At 63.4% G+C, this 17,828-nt stretch carries 13 protein-coding genes; 7 read left to right on the forward strand and 6 right to left on the reverse strand.

Translation table 11 applies throughout. The features are described 5' to 3' along the window. Positions 1-29 precede the first annotated feature (29 nt). From QN085_RS23410 to putP, 6 genes are all read right to left on the reverse strand, one after another. Positions 30-1,433: a PIG-L deacetylase family protein gene (locus QN085_RS23410; protein WP_041506361.1), complete on the reverse strand. Its 1,404-nt coding sequence runs from the start codon at positions 1,431-1,433 to the stop codon at positions 30-32. Next, on the reverse strand, positions 1,430-2,326 hold the full coding sequence (locus QN085_RS23415) for an antimicrobial resistance protein Mig-14 (protein ID WP_013974480.1): 897 nt from the start codon (positions 2,324-2,326) through the stop codon (positions 1,430-1,432). The genes QN085_RS23410 and QN085_RS23415 overlap by 4 nt, the downstream gene beginning before the upstream one ends. Continuing rightward, entirely contained in the window at positions 2,326-3,456 is a 1,131-nt protein-coding gene (locus QN085_RS23420) for a glycosyltransferase (protein ID WP_038410177.1), read from the reverse strand. The genes QN085_RS23415 and QN085_RS23420 overlap by 1 nt, the downstream gene beginning before the upstream one ends. Further along, entirely contained in the window at positions 3,440-5,197 is a 1,758-nt protein-coding gene (locus QN085_RS23425) for a carbamoyltransferase family protein (RefSeq protein WP_013974482.1), read from the reverse strand. The genes QN085_RS23420 and QN085_RS23425 overlap by 17 nt, the downstream gene beginning before the upstream one ends. 211 nt (positions 5,198-5,408) lie before the next feature. Then, the gene (locus QN085_RS23430) at positions 5,409-6,245 is read right to left on the reverse strand and encodes a 23S rRNA (adenine(2030)-N(6))-methyltransferase RlmJ (RefSeq protein WP_013974483.1); all 837 of its coding nucleotides are present in this window, start codon (positions 6,243-6,245) and stop codon (positions 5,409-5,411) included. Between the two features lie 185 nt (positions 6,246-6,430). After that, positions 6,431-7,909, reverse strand: a complete 1,479-nt coding sequence (gene putP, locus QN085_RS23435) for a sodium/proline symporter PutP (RefSeq protein ID WP_023661766.1) — start codon at positions 7,907-7,909, stop codon at positions 6,431-6,433. Positions 7,910-7,983: 74 nt separating this feature from the next. Here putP and QN085_RS23440 point away from each other — a divergent pair, with 74 nt between their 5' ends. From QN085_RS23440 to QN085_RS23470, 7 genes are all read left to right on the forward strand, one after another. Continuing rightward, positions 7,984-8,202: a hypothetical protein gene (locus QN085_RS23440; protein WP_128637173.1), complete on the forward strand. Its 219-nt coding sequence runs from the start codon at positions 7,984-7,986 to the stop codon at positions 8,200-8,202. A 64-nt stretch (positions 8,203-8,266) separates the two neighbouring features. Continuing rightward, complete coding sequence (gene putA, locus QN085_RS23445) at positions 8,267-12,220, forward strand: trifunctional transcriptional regulator/proline dehydrogenase/L-glutamate gamma-semialdehyde dehydrogenase (protein WP_041506360.1); 3,954 nt, start codon at positions 8,267-8,269, stop codon at positions 12,218-12,220. Positions 12,221-12,432: 212 nt separating this feature from the next. Then, a complete protein-coding gene (locus QN085_RS23450; RefSeq protein WP_023661765.1) occupies positions 12,433-12,690 on the forward strand; it encodes a hypothetical protein in 258 nt (85 codons plus the stop codon). Between the two features lie 97 nt (positions 12,691-12,787). After that, complete coding sequence (locus tag QN085_RS23455; RefSeq protein ID WP_023661764.1) at positions 12,788-13,030, forward strand: hypothetical protein; 243 nt, start codon at positions 12,788-12,790, stop codon at positions 13,028-13,030. A 182-nt stretch (positions 13,031-13,212) separates the two neighbouring features. Then, positions 13,213-15,015, forward strand: a complete 1,803-nt coding sequence (locus QN085_RS23460; protein ID WP_041506359.1) for an acyl-CoA dehydrogenase — start codon at positions 13,213-13,215, stop codon at positions 15,013-15,015. 32 nt (positions 15,016-15,047) lie between these two features. Then, a complete protein-coding gene (locus tag QN085_RS23465) occupies positions 15,048-16,490 on the forward strand; it encodes a TldD/PmbA family protein (protein ID WP_013974487.1) in 1,443 nt (480 codons plus the stop codon). Next, complete coding sequence (locus tag QN085_RS23470; RefSeq protein WP_023661529.1) at positions 16,490-17,809, forward strand: TldD/PmbA family protein; 1,320 nt, start codon at positions 16,490-16,492, stop codon at positions 17,807-17,809. The genes QN085_RS23465 and QN085_RS23470 overlap by 1 nt, the downstream gene beginning before the upstream one ends. Positions 17,810-17,828: the final 19 nt, after the last annotated feature.

The raw sequence follows: 17,828 nt of genomic DNA on the forward strand, positions 1-17,828 counted from the left end.
GCGCCATCGCGGTCAACCATGGGGCGCGGCTACAGCTCACGCCGCCAGAACAGTTCATGTCGGCGCACGGCCTTGCGAAAGAATTCGTTCTCGCCGTAAGGCGACGGGTGCCGCCCGGCCAACCAGCGCTGCAACAAGCGGCGCAGGCGGCGCTTGAACGGTGCTGGCGGCTGCAGGTCGTGCATCATGCCCAGGGCCATGGCCTTGTCGCGCTGGGTCGCAAGGTCCAGTACCAGGCTGCAAGGAGCCCAGGCCTGGACAGCGTCCAGCTGTGGCGGCAGGGCCACGCCATCACCACTGTCGCCCATCGGCCAGCGGTCGTTGTCATGCAGGTGGTTGGCGTAGCACAGCAGGGTTTGCGGCTGCCAGGCCAGGCCTTGCAAGGCTTCCAGCACCGCTGCCTGGGCACAGATGTGGTCGGGATGCGGGTCGAGCTGCGGGTGCGGCATCACCAGCACCTCTGGCCTGGCCATTTCCAGCAAGGCCCGCAGGTCGGCGAGCAGGTTGCGCCAGGTCGGCGCGCCATCGCCATCGGCCGGCAGCGGGAACGGGTTGAATCGGCGGAATACGCGAATGTCGGCGAGGTCGGCCTCGCGAGAAGCGGCCGGCTGGTCTGGCGCAGCCTGCATGGCAGGCAGTTGCAGACAGAAGTAGCCCAGCTGCACGCAACGCGATTCCGCCACACCGGCCCAGCGTGGCACGGCGACACTATCCCAGGCCCTCAGGCGGCCCTTCAGGCGCGCGGCCTCGGCCTTTGCCAAGCCCATCTGCTGATAGTGCTCGGCCTCGATTTCACCAGCGGTCAGGGTCACTACCCAGGTTTCGTCGGCCTGGCTGTAAAGGCCGTAAGCGGCCAGCTCGGCATCATCGGCATGCGGCGCGATCACCATCACCCGGCGCCGTTGCAGCTCGACCGCCGGGGTTATCCACAAGCGCGGCTGGCCCGCCAGCCGGCAATGCCGGCCACGCAGGCGCAACGCGCCAGCCTGCAGAGGTGCGGCGAGGCCGGTGAGGTTGAGGAAGCGCACGCCATCGACGCCACGCTCGAAGGTTTGCCGGTCGGCATGCTCGCCAGCCACCAGCTCGACCTGCGGGTCCAGGAAGCGCCCCAGCCAGCTGCTTTTTACCCGCAGCTCGAGGACCAGGGTTTCGTTGCCCTGCAGCACGCACTCAGCCTTGAGCAAGCCGCCGCTCAGGCTGGCAGGAGCCTCCCGGGTCTGCTCGCCGAAGTCGTAGGCGTAGTCCTCGCCTGGCGCGTAGAACAGGTGGTCGGCAAACCAGGCCTCGTGAGCCGCCCATAACAGCGGCAACAGCAGCAGTGGCAACCACCACCAGCTGAACGCACCTATGGCCACCAGCGCGACCAGGCCCGCCAACAGGCCCAGGCGCTTGTTGCGCCGGTGGCGCTTGAGCAACTGCTGCTTGCGACTCACGCCTGATACACCGGTACGGGGTTGCACCAGCGGTCCTTGTACTCGCGGTCGGCACGGCCGAACGAGAACCGCAGCGGCTTGTTGCGTGCACGGGCGTCTTCCCAGGCGGCCTGGGTATTGAGGAAGCTCAGCACACTGCCGGGGCTGAAGGCCTTGGTTTCAGGGTCGACACCACCATTGATGTACTCGACGCTGATCCATTCCGGCGCTTCGACACGGTAAACCAGCTGGATGGCAATCGGCTTGCCGTCCAGCAGCAGCACCGAGCCGATCAGCAACTCGCGCAGGCGTTCCAGCACTTCGGCCATGCGCTCGGCGCCGGTGGCAGGGAAGCCCCAGCGGCGCTGGAACAGGTCGCAGTACATGCTGGCGATTTCCTGCGCGCTGAAGTCGCCGATCGGGCGCACCACACCGCCCGCCTCTTCCAGCAGGCGCAGTTCGCGGCGCTGGTTGTAGCGGAACTTCTTCGACAGGTCTTCATGGGCGCGGGCCATGGCCAGCTGTTCCTTCTGCGCCTTGAGGCCGCTGAAGCGGCCCTGGTTCAGTTCGGACAGGTAACGCGCGGCATGGCGCAACGGTGCAGCGGCGTCGGCCGCCGCCGGCAGGATGATCTCGGCGTTGCCCAGATCGAACAGGGCCTTTTTGCCGGCACGCTTGAGCACGTCCTTGGACAGCGCAAGGTGGCGCCCCCAGGTAGGAATGGCGGCTTTCAGCTCGCCGGCCTGGTGCCAGCCCAGGTAACGCACAGGGATCTGCGCCAGGTCCGCCAGCTGCTCGACCACCAGAGGATGGGTGGCGACACTGCCACCAAACCGGGCCCATGCCTCGGCATAGGCCTTGGCGTCGATAACTTGCCAACCGCGTTCGCGGAAGGCCTGGATACGGTTGAGCATCAGGCCTGCCCCACCAACGCGCGGACTTGCGGAAGCTGCCAGAATGCTTCGCGCACCGCCTGGTCGGAAAAGCGTTCACGCAGGCGCTGCAGCATGTGCTCGGCACAGGCCTGGCGTTGCTGCCCATCGAGCACAGCCATGTGTTTCAGACCCTGGGCCAATTGCCCCGCATCGCCCAGCGGGAACAGCATGCCAACACCCTCGACCACTTCGCGGGCACCACCACAGGCCGTGGCCAGTACCGGCACACCGGCGACCATGGCTTCGAGCAGGACCATGCCGAACGGCTCATGGTCGGAGCTCAGGGCGAATACATCGAACGCCTGGAAGTAACGGCGCGCATCCGGCACCTGGCCAAGGAAGTCCACTTGCCCGGCAATGCCCAGCTCGGCGGCCAGTGCCTTGAGCCTGGCTTCCAGGCGGCCCTTGCCCATGATTGCCAGGCGGGCGCCAGCCGGCAGCCCCGGTAGCGCTTCGGCAAAGCCACGCAGCAGGGTGGCCTGGTCCTTGTCCGGGTGCAGGCGCCCGACGTTACCGACAATCCACGCCTGTGCGTCCAGCCCCAAGGCCTGACGGGCCTCGGCGCGTGGAACCAGGGCTGCTTGCAGGGCGTCGATGTCGATGCGGTTATACAAGGTCTGGATACGTTCTGCCGGCCACTGCGGCAGACAGCGGCGCATGTCGTCACGCACTGCGTCCGACACGCCCAGCAAGCTCAGACGCTTGCTGAACAGGTTGGCGAAGATGCGTCGCCCCTTGCGCTCGTAGTCACCGAAAGCATGGTGCACGCCGATCACCGGCAAGCCGGTGCCCAGCAACGCCACGTAGATCGGTTTGAAGCGATGGGCAATGCAAAAGGCAAAATTGCGCTCGGCCGCGATCCGCCGCAATGCACGGATGGCGCCGAGTTTCAGGCCGCGCACGGCCTTGGAGCTGAACTCCAGGAACAGCACCTCGTCCGAGGCGCAGCCTGCCGCTACCAGCGGGTCGGCGGCGCCGGTGAGGAACACCGTGGTGACCTGGTAGCCACGCCCCTGGAACAGGCTGGCGTACTGACGGGCGCAGTCCAGGAACGGCCCGTCATAGCCATGGCAGAACTGCAGGATGCGCGGTTCAGAGCGGCTGGTCATACGGGGCCGCGCCGTCCTTCACAACCAGGATGTCTTCCATGATCAGGTACTGCAGGTCTGAGCCGAAGAACATGTTCAGGGCATCGGTCGGCGAGCAGATCATCGGTTCACCACGACGGTTCAGCGAAGTGTTCAGCGACACGCCGTTGCCTGTCAGGTCTTCCAGCGCCTTCATCATGTCGTAGTAGCGCGGGTTGTACTCGCGCTTGAGCACCTGGGCACGCGAAGTGCCGTCTTCGTGGACCACTTCCGGTACGCGGGTCTTCCACTCTTCAGCCACTTCGAAGGTGAAGGTCATGAACGGCGCCGGGTGGTCGACCTTGATCATTTGCGGGGCGACGGTGTCGAGCATCGACGGGCAGAAAGGTCTCCAGCGTTCGCGGAACTTGATCTGCTCGTTGATGCGGTCGGCTACGCCCGGCACGCTCGGGCAACCGATGATCGAACGGCCGCCCAGGGCACGAGGGCCGAATTCCATGCGGCCCTGGAACCAGGCCACCGGGTTGCCGTCGACCATGATTTTGGCGATGCGCTGCGGCATGTCGTCGAGCTTGCGCCACTTCGGCGCGTTCGGGTGACGGGCACAGGCAGCGATCACATCTTCGTTGGAGTACGAAGGGCCGAGGTAGACGTGTTCCATCTTCTCGACCGGTACGCCACGGGCGTGGGAAACGTAGGCGGCAGCACCCACGGCGGTACCGGCGTCACCGGAAGCCGGCTGGACGAACAGCTCTTTCAGGTCTGGGCGGGCAATGATCTTCTGGTTGAGCTTGACGTTCAGCGCGCAACCGCCGGCAAACGCCAGCTTGCCGGTTTCACGCAGCACGTCGCCCAGGTAGTGGTCGATCATCTGCAGGGCGATCTTTTCGAACAGCGCCTGCATGCTGGCCGCGTAATGGATGTACGGCTCGTCGGCGATGTCGCCTTCGCGCTTGGGGCCCAGCCACTCGATCAGCTTCGGCGAGAAGTAGAAGCCCTTGCCCTTCTCTTTATAGCGGCGCAGGCCAATGACGTTGGCGTATTCGGTGTTGATCACCAGTTCGCCGTTTTCGAAGCTGGCCAGACGCGAGAAGTCGTACTTGCTGGCGTCACCATACGGCGCCATGCCCATGACCTTGAACTCGCCATCGAGCATCTCGAAGCCGAGGAACTCGGTGATTGCGCCGTACAGGCCGCCCAGCGAGTCCGGGTCGAAGAATTCCTTGATCTTGTGGATCTTGCCGTTTTCGCCGTAGCCAAAGAAGGTGGTGGCGTATTCGCCCTTACCGTCGATGCCGAGGATTGCGGTTTTTTCCTTGAAGCCCGAGCAGTGGTAGGCACTGGAGGCATGGGCCAGGTGGTGCTCGACCGGCTCGATCTTGACCTTTTTCGGGTCGAAGCCCAGTTGTTCCAGGCACCAGACGATCTTCTTGCGGTAGCGCTTGTAGCGTCGGTTGCCCATCAGTATAGCGTCGAGGGCGCGATCCGGGGCGTACCAGTAGCGCTTGGCATAGTGCCAGCGCGCCTTGCCGAACAGGCTGATCGGGGCGAACGGGATGGCTACCACGTCGACGTCGGATGGCTTGATGCCAGCCTGTTCCAGGCAGAACTTCGCCGACTCGTAGGGCATGCGGTTCTTCGCATGCTTGTCACGCACGAAGCGCTCTTCTTCGGCGGCGGCAATCAGTTTGCCGTCAATGTACAAGGCCGCGGAAGGGTCATGGCTAAGGGCGCCGGACAGGCCAAGAATCGTCAATGCCAAGGGATTAGCCTCTTCATTCGGTAGAAATGCGCCAGCGGCCTCTTGGGCGGGTGGCGGCTAAAGGGCGGGATTATAACGCAAACATCAGGATAGGCACTGCATTAACCTGTGGGAGCGGGCGCGCCCGCGAACACCGGCAAAGCCGGTGCCATGCACCGCAGCGCCTGCTTCGCGGGCACGCCCGCCCCCACAGATACCCCAAGGCAAATGCTTATTCGGCGATCAGCCAGTCCATGCGGAAGCTGCCGGCGGTTTGTGCCAGCTCTTTGGCCAGCCATGGCAGCAGCTCCTTGAGCTCTTCTTCCAACCCCCACGGCGGGTTGGCGATGGCCAGACCGGAGCCGTTGAGCCCCTGCGGGCTGTCCTGGTGGTGCACATACAACTCGACCCGCAGCAGTTTCGGTGCGCCGGTGCTGGTCAGGTCCTGGTAGAAGCGGGTCAGCGAGCGCTGGTCCTTGATCGGGTACCAGATGGCGGCGACAGTCTGGCGCATGCGGCCGATCGCCTCTTTCATGGCGGTAGTGCAGCGCTTTAGCTCGTCAGCCTGTTCGAACGGCGGATCGATCAACATGATCGCGCGCTTTTCCTGCACCGGCAGCAAGGCCCGCGGCACATGCCAGCCTTCACCCAGGTGCACGAACACGCGCGGGTCTTTCTTCATGTTCTCTTTGAGCAGCGGCCCGTCTTCGGGATGCTTCTCGTTGAGCAGGGCGCGGTCCTGCTGGCGCATCAGACGGCGAGCCAGCTCGGGCGAACCGGGGTAGTAGCGCAGCTCGCCATCGGCATTCAGACGCTTGATGATTCGCAAATAGTCGTCAGCCATGGCCGGCAGGTCATCGCGATTCCACAGGCGGGCGACACCTTCCAGGTACTCGCCGGTGCGGGTTGCCTGGTCGCCCTGCAGGTCGTAAAGGCCGAGCCCTGCATGGGTATCGATATAGGCGAACGGCTGCTCCTTGCGCGACATCAGGGCGATGAGGCGGGTCAGCACGATATGTTTGAGGACGTCGGCGTGGTTGCCGGCGTGGAAGGCGTGACGATAGTTCATGGCAACTCCTGCGGGGGTGGCAAGTTTACCTTGCCTTGCAGGCGGAGTCAGGCCTGGCTGCTGATCGGCGGTGACCTCTTCGCGGGTAAACCCGCTCCCACAGGCACCTCACAGAATTTGAGTTCTGTGCAATCCCTGTAGGAGCGGGTTCACCCGCGAAGCAGGCGCCGCCGACTCAACGGGTATTACTTGTCAGCGTGATACGCCGCATCAGCAGTCTCGAAGCGCTTGACCATTGCCTGCGACGGGCTGCCCAGCTTGCTCACCACGACGATGGCGATACTGGCGAACAGGAAGCCCGGAATGATTTCGTACAGCCCGAGGGTGTCGAAGTTCTTCCACAGGATCACGGTCAGTGCGCCCACCACGATACCGGCCAGTGCGCCGTTACGGGTCATGCCTTTCCACAGTACCGAAATCAGCACCACCGGACCAAAGGCAGCACCGAAGCCGGCCCACGCATAAGCTACCAGGCCCAGCACGCGGTTTTCCGGATTGGCGGCCATGGCGATGGCGATCAGGGCGACGGCCAGCACCATCAGGCGGCCGACCCACACCAGTTCGACCTGCGAAGCGTTCTTGCGCAGGAACGCCTTGTAGAAGTCTTCGGTCAGGGCGCTGGAGCACACCAGCAGCTGGCAGCTCAGGGTACTCATCACCGCCGCCAGGATGGCCGACAGCAGCACACCGGCGACCCATGGGTTGAACAGGATCTTGGCCAGCTCGATGAATACACGCTCGTGGTTCTCGGTGACCGGGCCTGCCAGCTCAGGATGTGCCGAGAAGTAGGCGATGCCGAAGAAGCCTACGGCGCAGGTACCGACCAGGCACAGGATCATCCAGGTCATGGAGATGCGGCGGGCTTTGGCGATCGACTTCACCGAGTCGGCAGCCATGAAACGCGCCAGGATGTGCGGCTGACCGAAGTAGCCCAGCCCCCAGCCCATCAGCGAGATGATGCCGATGAAGGTGGCGCCCTTGAACATGTCGAAGTGGGCCGGGTTGACCGCATCGATGGCAGCGAAGGTGGTATCGAAGCCGCCAGTGGAGATCAGCACGATCACCGGAGTGAGGATCAGCGCAAAGATCATCAGCGAAGCCTGCACGGTATCGGTCCAGCTCACCGCCAGGAAACCACCGATGAAGGTGTAGGCGATGGTCGCAGCAGCACCGGCCCACAGGGCGGTTTCGTACGACATGCCGAAGGTGCTCTCGAACAGACGGGCACCGGCAACGATGCCGGAGGCGCAGTAGATGGTGAAGAACACCAGGATCACGATGGCCGAGATGATCCGCAGCAGGCCGCTGTTGTCTTCGAAGCGGCTGGAGAAGTAGTCCGGCAGGGTCAGTGCATCGCCGTTGTGCTCGGTCTGCACGCGCAGGCGGCCAGCAACGAACAACCAGTTCAGGTAGGCGCCGACGGTCAGGCCGATGGCAATCCAGGCTTCGGACAACCCGGAGAAGTAGATGGCGCCCGGCAGGCCCATCAGCAGCCAGCCACTCATGTCGGAAGCGCCGGCGGAAAGCGCGGTGACCACGCTACCCAGGCTGCGACCGCCGAGGATGTAGTCGGAAAGGTTATTGGTGGAGCGATAGGCGGCGAAGCCGATCAGCACCATTGCGGCGATATAGACCACGAAAGTGATCGTTAGTGGATTGCCCATGCGTGTGCCCTGGCGTTTGTTTTTATGTCATGCACAACCGCGGCAATGGCGGTTGCACCCAGGCGGCGAATCGTATGCAACAACGCAAAGCGGGTGCAACCATTTTTCCTTTGCAAGTTGCACCTCCCCGTGCATTTTCCGAAAAATCTGATTTTTTGCTCCCTTTTGGAGCAAAAAACCCGTTTTTCAGAATAAAACACACCGAAAACCACCCTTTTCAGGACATGGAAATGGCTGTCGGACGAGTTGCACCTTTTCCGCAAAAAATTAGGGTTGCACCTGGTTGCACCTGAATTGTCCTACAGCTACTCTTGGCGTCAGCTTAGGCCACAACCGTGGCAATAACGAGGATAAGAAATGGCGACGACCACCCTTGGGGTCAAACTCGATGACCCGACCCGTGAGCGACTCAAGGCAGCTGCGCAGTCGATTGACCGCACCCCGCACTGGTTGATCAAGCAAGCGATCTTCAACTACCTGGAGAAGCTCGAGGGTGGTGCCACCCTGACCGAACTCAACGGCCATGCCAGCAACCTGGCCGACGACGCCGGTGAGGTCCAACCTGACCACAGCCATCAGTGCTTCCTTGAGTTCGCCGAGAGTATCCTGCCGCAGTCGGTATTGCGCTCGGCGATCACCGCCGCCTACCGCCGCCCCGAACAGGAAGTGGTACCGATGCTGCTGGAGCAGGCGCGCCTGAGCGCCCCGCTGGCCGAAGCGACCAACAAGATGGCCGCCGGCATCGCCGAAAAACTGCGTAACCAGAAGAGCGCTGGCGGCCGTGCCGGCATCGTTCAGGGCCTGCTGCAGGAATTCTCGCTGTCGTCCCAGGAAGGCGTGGCACTGATGTGCCTGGCCGAAGCCCTGCTGCGCATCCCCGACAAGGGCACCCGTGATGCGCTGATCCGCGACAAGATCAGCACCGGCAACTGGCAACCGCACCTGGGCAACAGCCCGTCGCTGTTCGTCAACGCCGCCACCTGGGGCCTGCTGCTGACCGGCAAGCTGGTATCTACCCACAATGAATCCGGCCTCACCTCCTCGCTCACCCGCATCATCGGCAAGAGCGGCGAGCCGATGATTCGCAAGGGCGTCGACATGGCCATGCGCCTGATGGGCGAGCAGTTCGTCACCGGCGAAACCATCGCCGAAGCCCTGGCCAATGCCAGCCGCTTCGAGTCCAAGGGCTTCCGCTATTCCTACGACATGCTCGGCGAAGCCGCACTGACCGAGCACGACGCACAGAAGTACCTGGCGTCCTACGAGCAGGCCATCCACTCGATCGGCAAGGCCTCTCATGGCCGTGGCATCTATGAAGGCCCGGGCATCTCGATCAAGCTGTCGGCACTGCACCCGCGCTACAGCCGCGCCCAGTACGAGCGCGTGATGGAAGAGCTGTACCCGCGCCTGCTGTCGCTGACCCTGCTGGCCAAGCAGTACGACATCGGCCTGAACATCGACGCCGAAGAAGCCGACCGCCTGGAGCTGTCGCTCGACCTGCTCGAGCGCCTGTGCTTCGAGCCTTCGCTGGCCGGCTGGAACGGTATCGGCTTCGTTATCCAGGCCTACCAGAAGCGCTGCCCGTATGTGATCGACTATGTCATCGACCTGGCCAAGCGCAGCCGCCACCGCCTGATGATCCGCCTGGTGAAAGGCGCCTACTGGGACAGCGAAATCAAGCGCGCCCAGGTCGAAGGCCTGGAAGGCTACCCGGTCTACACCCGCAAGGTGTACACCGACGTGTCCTACGTCGCCTGCGCCCGCAAGCTGCTGGCCGTGCCAGAAGCCATCTACCCGCAGTTCGCCACCCACAACGCCCACACCCTGTCGGCCATCTACCACATTGCCGGTCAGAACTACTACCCGGGCCAGTACGAGTTCCAGTGCCTGCACGGCATGGGCGAGCCACTGTACGAGCAGGTGGTCGGCAAGATTTCCGAAGGCAAGCTGAACCGTCCGTGCCGCGTCTATGCACCGGTCGGCACCCACGAAACGCTGCTGGCCTACCTGGTGCGTCGCCTGCTGGAAAACGGCGCCAACACCTCGTTCGTCAACCGCATCGCCGACCACTCGATCTCCATCCAGGAACTGGTCGCCGACCCGGTCGCCAGCATCGAGCGCATGGGCACCCAGGAAGGCAGCATCGGCCTGCCGCACCCACGCATCCCGCTGCCGCGTGAATTGTATGGCAGCGAGCGGGCCAACTCGGCCGGCATCGACATGGCCAACGAACACCGCCTGGCGTCGCTGTCCTGCGCCATGCTGGCCACCGCCCACAACGACTGGAAAGCCACGCCACTGCTGGCCTGCGCTGCCAGCGAAGGCGCCGCCGCACCGGTCCTGAACCCGGCGGACCACCGCGACGTGGTCGGCCATGTTCAGGAAGCCACGGTCGCCGACGTCGACAACGCCATCCAGTGCGCACTGAATGCCGCTCCGATCTGGCAGGCCACCCCGCCGGCCGAACGCGCCGCCATTCTGGAGCGCACCGCCGACCTGATGGAGGCCGAAATCCAGCCGCTGATGGGCCTGCTCATCCGCGAAGCCGGCAAGACCTTCGCCAACGCCATCGCCGAAGTGCGTGAAGCCGTGGACTTCCTGCGCTACTACGCGGTGCAGGCACGCAACGACTTCAGCAACGACGCCCACCGCCCGCTGGGCCCGGTGGTATGCATCAGCCCGTGGAACTTCCCGCTGGCGATCTTCACCGGCCAGGTAGCCGCAGCGCTCGCCGCCGGCAACCCCGTACTGGCCAAGCCGGCCGAGCAAACCCCGCTGATCGCTGCCCAGGCCGTGCGCCTGCTGCTGGAAGCCGGCATTCCTGAAGGCGTGCTGCAGCTGCTGCCTGGCCGCGGTGAAACCGTCGGTGCCGGCCTGGTGGGTGACGAGCGCGTCAAGGGCGTGATGTTCACCGGTTCCACTGAAGTGGCCCGCCTGCTGCAGCGCAACGTCGCCGGCCGCCTGGACAACCAGGGCCGCCCGATCCCGCTGATCGCCGAAACCGGCGGCCAGAACGCGATGATCGTCGACTCCTCGGCACTGACCGAGCAGGTGGTGATCGATGTGGTGTCCTCGGCCTTCGACAGCGCCGGCCAGCGTTGCTCGGCACTGCGCGTGCTGTGCCTGCAGGAAGACTCCGCCGACCGCGTGATCGAAATGCTCAAGGGTGCCATGGCCGAAAGTCGCCTGGGCTGCCCGGACCGCCTGGCCGTGGACATTGGCCCGGTGATCGACGCCGAAGCCAAAGCCGGCATCGAGAAGCACATCCAGGGCATGCGCGAGAAAGGTCGCTCGGTCTACCAGGTGGCCATTGCCGATGCTGCCGAGCTCAAGCGCGGCACCTTCGTCATGCCGACCCTGATCGAGCTGGAAAGCTTTGACGAGCTCAAGCGTGAAATCTTCGGCCCGGTGCTGCACGTGGTGCGCTACAACCGTCGCAACCTGGACCAGCTGATCGAGCAGATCAACAACTCCGGCTACGGCCTGACCCTCGGCGTGCACACCCGCATCGACGAGACCATCGCCAAGGTGGTGGAAACCGCCAACGCCGGCAACATGTACGTCAACCGCAACATCGTCGGTGCAGTGGTGGGTGTGCAGCCGTTCGGTGGTGAAGGCCTGTCCGGCACCGGCCCGAAAGCCGGCGGCCCGCTGTACCTGTACCGCCTGCTGTCGACCCGCCCGGCCGACGCGATTGGCCGCCACTTCCAGCAGCAGGACGGCGAAGGCAAGCCTGACCGCGCCCTGCACGAACAGCTGATCAAGCCGCTGCACGGCCTGAAGGCATGGGCCGAGAGCAACCAGCTGGCCGACCTGGCTGCGCTGTGCAGCCAGTTCGCCAGCCAGTCGCAGAGCGGCATCGCCCGCCTGTTGCCAGGCCCTACCGGCGAGCGCAACAGCTACACCATCCTGCCGCGTGAGCACGTGCTGTGCCTGGCCGACAACGAAGCTGACCTGCTGGCGCAGTTTGCCGCAGTGCTGGCCGTTGGTAGCTCGGCGGTATGGGCGGACGGCGAGCCGGGCAAAGCCCTGCGTGTCCGCCTGCCGCGAGAGCTGCAGACCAAGGTCAAATTGGTGGCGGACTGGAACAAGGATGAAGTGGCGTTCGATGCCGTGATCCACCATGGCGACTCGGATCAACTGCGCGGCGTATGCCAGCAGGTGGCCAAGCGTGCCGGGGCGATCGTGGGTGTGCACGGGCTGTCCAGCGGCGACCACCAGATTGCGCTGGAGCGCCTGGTGATCGAACGGGCGGTGAGTGTGAACACTGCTGCTGCCGGTGGTAATGCCAGCTTGATGACCATTGGCTGACGCTGAGGGTTGTTAACGAAAAAAGGAGAGCTTCGGCTCTCCTTTTTTATTTCCAAGGATAAATTCCTGGCAGACGAATATACCGCGCACAGTGCAACCTCGTCTCTATCACCTAAGGTTTCTCAACCTAGCACAAGTGCTAGTTTTACCGCCTCGCTCAAAGAGACATCATTTGCCTCGCACCACTTCAAATAACTTGTAGCGAGAAAAGAATGAAAAAAGAAATAGAAGTTACCGGCATCACGATCTTCGCCAAAGAACAATATGCAGGTGAAATCTGGACCAACCTTTACTCACCTGACGAGCCGCTGCAAAGCTGTGTAGTTCGGGATACAAACGTGATGGACGCCGTTCACACCGCAAAGTCTGTGCTGCAGCCCGGCAAGCCACTGAAGGTTTTTGCCACGATCACGACCAGTGGCCATCCACAACTGTTGGAAAAAATCAGGATAGGTGATTTTTCGAACTGAACTCTAAGTCAGCCGAGACTCAAAGTTGCTCGCCATACGTTGCGCAGAGCAAATCTTATCTAAAAGACCTTGAACCATTTCAGGAAGGAATGCCGCCATGGCCGAATTCAATGTTAAAAAAATAAGCCTCTTTGCCGAGCAAGATCAGGTTAGCACCAATCTTTATAACGCCGCAGGTAATGTTCGGTCCTGCGTCGTCAGGGACAAAACCGTCATGAAGGCATTACACACAGCTCTCGTGACCACCGCATACAACGACGCTTATCAAATCATCGCCACCACCGATGAAACCGTTTCGCCCTACGTACTCACTGAGATCAAAATCGATAACACGCCCTGACAGCTCCACCAAATTAAACAAACTCACTACCCAGAGCAGGATGTTTTTTACGCTCGGTTCCTAGGTAGGCACATAGTGCGATATTTGCGGTAACTCATATTGATCATCACCTCGATCAATCGTCCTTGTCGCCAGTACCGATACAGTATCAAGCTGAATTACCGTATCCCAGGACTGCCGACATGGACGAGACTTTACTCAGCTCTCGCAACCTCGCCTTTGAACTCTACGAAGTCCTCATGGCCGAGGCCCTGACCCAGCGCCCGCGCTTCGCCGAGCACAACCGCGAAACCTTTGACGCGGCGCTATCGATTGCCCGCACCATCGCAGAGAAATTTTTCGCCCCGCACAACCGCAAGGCCGACGAAAACGAGCCGCGCTACGTGGATGGCCGCGCCGAACTGATCTCCGAAGTGAAACCCGCCGTCGACGCCTTTCTCGAAGCCGGCTTCCTCAACGCCAACCGCGACTTCGAAGCCGGCGGCATGCAGCTGCCGAGCCTGGTCTCGCAGGCCTGCTTCGCCCACTTCCAGGCGGCCAACGCCGGCACCACGGCCTACCCGTTCCTGACCATGGGCGCGGCCAACCTGATCGAGAGCTTCGGCAGCGATGAACAGAAACGCCTGTTTCTACAGCCGATGATCGAAGGCCGCTACTTCGGCACCATGGCCCTGACCGAACCCCACGCTGGCTCGTCACTGGCCGATATCCGCACCCGCGCCGAACCTGCCGGTGACGGCAGCTACCGGTTAAAGGGCAACAAGATCTTCATCTCCGGCGGTGATCACGAGCTGTCGGAAAACATCGTGCATATGGTTCTGGCCAAGCTTCCGGATGCTCCGCCCGGCGTGAAGGGCATCTCGCTGTTCATCGTACCCAAGTACCTGGTCAACGAAGATGGCAGCCGTGGCCCGCGCAACGATGTGCTGCTGGCAGGGCTGTTCCACAAGATGGGCTGGCGCGGTACTACCTCTACCGCGCTGAACTTCGGCGACAACGGCCAGTGCGTCGGCTACCTGGTCGGCCAGCCGCACCAGGGCCTGGCCTGCATGTTCCAGATGATGAACGAGGCACGCATCGGTGTCGGCATGGGCGCAGTGATGCTCGGTTACGCCGGCTACCTGTATTCGCTGGAATACGCCCGTCAGCGCCCGCAGGGTCGGTTGCCGGACAACAAAGACCCGCACAGCCCCGCAGTGCCGATCATCGAGCACAGCGATGTGAAACGCATGCTGCTGGCACAGAAGGCCTACGTGGAGGGCGCCTTCGACCTGGGCCTGTATGCCGCGCGCCTGTTCGACGACACCCAGACTGCCAGCGACGACAACGCCCGCAAGCAGGCGCAGGAGCTGCTCGACCTGCTGACCCCGATCGTCAAATCCTGGCCCTCGACGTTCTGCCTCAAGGCCAATGAACTGGCGATCCAGATCCTCGGGGGCCACGGCTACACCCGCGAGTACCCGGTAGAACAGTATTACCGCGACAACCGCCTGAACCCGATCCATGAAGGCACCGAGGGCATCCAGTCGCTCGACCTGCTGGGCCGCAAGCTGGCGCAGAACAATGGTGCCGGCCTCAAGCAGTTGATCCGGTCGATCGCTGCCACCGGCGAGCGCGCCAGCCACCATGCGAACCTCGACCCACTGCGCCAGCCGCTGGAGCAACTGGTCAACCGCCTGCAAGGTGTGACCCTGGGCTTGCTGGGTGACCTGGCCCAGGGCAAAGTCGCCGGAGCCCTGGCCAACTCGGCCCTCTACCTCAAGGCCTTCGGCCATTGCGTGATCGGTTGGCGCTGGCTGGAACAGGCGATCCATGCCGAACTCGGCCTGCTCAAGGGCAAACCCGCCGACCGCGACTTCTACCTCGGCAAGCTGCAGGCCGCGCGTTATTTCCTGACCTGGGAGGTACCTGGCTGCCATAATGAGCTGGCATTGCTCGAGGCGCGCGACGACACTTGCCTCGCCATGCAGGACGAGTGGTTCTAAGGGGGAGCCACCGTGTACACGGAGGCTTCCACATGTTCGATACCAGCGCCCTGCTGCGCCAGCGCTTTGCCGCGCTGCGCAGTAAGGCCGAGCTGTTTTCCCTGCGCCATGTGAAACAATCGCACCAGGCGCTGTCGGTTCGCCGCAACGTCGCGGAACCACCCTTCTTCAGCCAGGACGAGGGCGCCATGCTCACCGTGCGGGTGAATGGCGTGGAAGCCTATGCCGCCACCGCCGACCTGTCCCAGGCCGGCCTGCAGCGCGCCCTGGAGCAGGCCGAGGCGCTGGCCCGGCAGATCGCCCGATACAACCTGCTGGACCTGCGCGAGCAACCGGTGACCAGCGCACGCCACGACCACATTTCGCCCAACTTCGACCAACCCGTGCCCAACCTTGCCGACTGCCTTGGCCTGCTCGCTGCCGAATCGGCCAGCGTGCCCAAGGACAGCCGCCTGGTGGACTGGCAGGCCGGCCTGGGCCTGAGCCTGGTCGAGCAGACCTACCTAAACTCGGCCGGCGCCGAGCTGCGCCACGCCCAGCGCTTCCTGTTCCCGGGCCTGGGCGTGACCGCCAGCGATGGCCAGGACAGCCAGAGCCGCAGCCTGGGCCGCGACAACTTCGGCCAGCAGGGCGGCTTCGAGGTCATCGAGCGCTGCGGCCTGATCGGCGCTGCCCGCCGGGTGGCCGACGAGGCGCTGCAGCTGCTGCAGGCACCGAATACCCCCAGCGGCCCGCGCGACCTGCTGTTGATGCCGGACCAGATGATGCTGCAGATTCACGAATCCATCGGCCACCCGCTGGAGATGGACCGCATTCTCGGCGACGAACGCAACTACGCAGGCACCAGCTTCGTCAAAGCCGATGACTTCGGCCACCTGCAGTACGGCTCCGCGCTGCTCAACGTGACCTTCGACCCAACCATCGGCGAAGAGCTGGCCAGCTACAGTTTCGATGATGACGGCACCCAGGCCAACAAGCAGTTCCTGATCCGCGATGGCCTGCTGCTGCGCCCGCTGGGTGGTGCGCTGTCGCAGTTCCGCTCCGGCCTCGACGGCGTGGCCAACAGCCGCGCCTGCGGCTGGAACCGTGCGCCGATCGACCGCATGGCCAACCTCAACATCGAGCCGGGCGACCAGAGCCTGGATCAGCTGGTGAAGGGCATCGAGCACGGCATCCTGATGCGCACCAACCGTTCCTGGTCCATTGATGATGCTCGCAACAAGTTCCAGTTCGGCTGTGAATGGGGCCAACTGATCGAAAACGGCGAGCTCAAGGGCATCGTCAAGAACCCCAACTACCGTGGCATCTCCGCGCAGTTCTGGCGCAACCTGGCGGCGGTCGGCGACAGCAGTACCTTCCAGGTGCTGGGCACGCCCAACTGCGGCAAGGGCGAACCCAACCAGGTGGTACGGGTGGGGCATGCCTCGCCGGCCTGCGTGTTCCGCCAGATCGACGTATTCGGAGGAGACGCCTGATGAAACAAGCTTTCGAAACCCTGGTCGGGGATGTGCGCAAAGCCCTGCAGACGGGCGAACAGTTCACCCTCGGCTACAGCGCCGAACAGTCGCAATTCGTGCGTTTCAACCATGCCAAGGTGCGCCAGGCCGGCACCGTGAACCAGGCCGGCGCGCAACTGCGGTTGATCCGCGATGGCCGCCAGGCAGAGCAACAGGTGACCTTGAGTGGTGACACGCAACTGGATAGCCAGCGTCTGTTCACGGCCCTGGAGCAACTGCGCCAGACCTTGCCATTGCTGGCGGTCGATCCGTACTTGCGCCTGGACGAAAGCGCCTGGCACAGCCACAGCCAGCAGGAGCAGCCGCTGCCCGAACTGAGCGATGTGCTGACCTTGCTCGAGCGTGAAGCCGGCGACCTGGACCTTGTCGGCATCTACGCCGCCGGCCCCATCTGCCGGGGCTTCGCCAGCTCGTTCGGGGCCTTCGGCTGGCACCAGGCCAACAGCTTCAACTTCGACTGGAGCCTGTTCCACGAAAACGGCGAGGCGGTAAAGGCCAATTATGCCGGGCAAGTGTGGAGCGCCGACGACTTCACCGCACGCCTGCGCCAGGCGCGGGAACAGCTGGGTTTCCTTGGCCGCCCTGCCGTCACGCTGAAGCCTGGCAGCTACCGCGCCTACCTGGCCCCGGCGGCCATGGACGAAATAGCCGGCATGCTGTGCTGGGGCGGTTTTTCCGCACAGGCCCTGGCCACTGGCAACAGTGCCCTGCAGCGCCTGTACAACGGCGATGCGCGGCTGAGCCCGCTGGTGAGTTTCACCGAGCAGGTCAGCGGTTCGCTGAGCCCTGCGTTTTCCGATGAAGGCTCGCCGCGCCTGGATGTGCCGTTGATCCAGCAAGGCGAGGCCCGGCAGCGATTGATCAGTGCGCGCAGTGCGGCCGAGTTCGAGCTGCTGGCCAATGGCGCCGATAGTTACGAGTCGCCGTGTGCGCTGAGCCTGGCAGCAGGTAGCCTGCCGAGCGAGCAAATCCTGGAGCGGCTCGGTACCGGGCTGTACATCAGCAACCTGTGGTACCTGAACTATTCCGACCTGCCGGCGGCACGCATGACCGGACTAACCCGCTTCGCCACCTTCTGGGTGGAGAACGGGCAGATCCAGGGCCCGGTGAGCACCATGCGCTTCGATGACAGCCTGTACAGCTTGCTCGGCAGCCAGCTGGAGGACCTGACAAGCGAGCGCGAGATGATCCTGTCGACCAGTACCTATGGACAGCGCAGTACCGGGTCGAGTCATTTGCCGGGGGCACTGGTCAAAGGCCTGACCCTGACATTGTGACTGGACTTACCGGCCCTTT

Source organism: Pseudomonas sp. M2(2023) (assembly GCF_030263955.1).
Taxonomy (GTDB): Bacteria; Pseudomonadota; Gammaproteobacteria; order Pseudomonadales; family Pseudomonadaceae; genus Aquipseudomonas; species Aquipseudomonas asiatica.

What these genes read in the sequence shown, in the direction of transcription:
- QN085_RS23415 (WP_013974480.1), bottom strand. Translation starts at nt 2,326, where the DNA reads ATGCTCAACCGTATCCAGGCCTTCCGCGAACGCGGTTGGCAAGTTATC.
- QN085_RS23420 (WP_038410177.1), bottom strand. Translation starts at nt 3,456, where the DNA reads ATGACCAGCCGCTCTGAACCGCGCATCCTGCAGTTCTGCCATGGCTAT.
- QN085_RS23430 (WP_013974483.1), bottom strand. Translation starts at nt 6,245, where the DNA reads ATGAACTATCGTCACGCCTTCCACGCCGGCAACCACGCCGACGTCCTC.
- putP (WP_023661766.1), bottom strand. Translation starts at nt 7,909, where the DNA reads ATGGGCAATCCACTAACGATCACTTTCGTGGTCTATATCGCCGCAATG.
- QN085_RS23440 (WP_128637173.1), top strand. Translation starts at nt 7,984, where the DNA reads ATGCAACAACGCAAAGCGGGTGCAACCATTTTTCCTTTGCAAGTTGCA.
- putA (WP_041506360.1), top strand. Translation starts at nt 8,267, where the DNA reads ATGGCGACGACCACCCTTGGGGTCAAACTCGATGACCCGACCCGTGAG.
- QN085_RS23450 (WP_023661765.1), top strand. Translation starts at nt 12,433, where the DNA reads ATGAAAAAAGAAATAGAAGTTACCGGCATCACGATCTTCGCCAAAGAA.
- QN085_RS23455 (WP_023661764.1), top strand. Translation starts at nt 12,788, where the DNA reads ATGGCCGAATTCAATGTTAAAAAAATAAGCCTCTTTGCCGAGCAAGAT.
- QN085_RS23460 (WP_041506359.1), top strand. Translation starts at nt 13,213, where the DNA reads ATGGACGAGACTTTACTCAGCTCTCGCAACCTCGCCTTTGAACTCTAC.
- QN085_RS23465 (WP_013974487.1), top strand. Translation starts at nt 15,048, where the DNA reads ATGTTCGATACCAGCGCCCTGCTGCGCCAGCGCTTTGCCGCGCTGCGC.
- QN085_RS23470 (WP_023661529.1), top strand. Translation starts at nt 16,490, where the DNA reads ATGAAACAAGCTTTCGAAACCCTGGTCGGGGATGTGCGCAAAGCCCTG.